Below are 386 nucleotides of genomic sequence, written 5' to 3'. Positions count from 1 at the left end.
CCATTCGCATGCTTACCAAGGGTATGTGCGCGGAATGGGCCGGTTCCGGCATTCAGGCCAATGCGCTCGCGCCGGGCTACTTCGCAACCGATCTGAACCGCGCGCTCGTCGACGATCCCGACTTCTCGGACTGGCTTTGCAAGCGCACGCCCGCGGGGCGCTGGGGCCGAGTGGAAGAGCTGTGCGGCGCTGCGGTATTTCTGGCGTCGTCGGCTTCGGATTTCGTCAACGGGCAGACGCTGTTCGTCGATGGCGGTTTGACCAGCGTGGTTTGAGACCGGCGCGCACGCAGTATCACAACAAAGCCTGATAAAGGAGACATCGACATGCGTTCACCCAATGCGAAACGGACCCGCTGCGCGCAAGCGCTTGCCGGTCTGACGATC

1 protein-coding gene is annotated in these 386 nt (G+C 62.7%); it reads left to right on the top strand.

Features of this window, described 5'->3' with window-relative positions:
• A partial coding sequence (locus SB753_RS35180) for an SDR family oxidoreductase (RefSeq protein WP_410804672.1) occupies nucleotides 1-275 on the top strand: 275 nt, incomplete at its 5' end.
• Nucleotides 276-386 lie beyond the last annotated feature (111 nt).

The organism is Paraburkholderia sp. SIMBA_053 (assembly GCF_046534895.1).
In the GTDB taxonomy this organism is placed as follows: domain Bacteria; phylum Pseudomonadota; class Gammaproteobacteria; order Burkholderiales; family Burkholderiaceae; genus Paraburkholderia; species Paraburkholderia caledonica.
The sequence above is the reverse complement of the archived record's forward strand: the minus strand, read 5'-3'. Positions and strand labels throughout refer to the sequence as shown.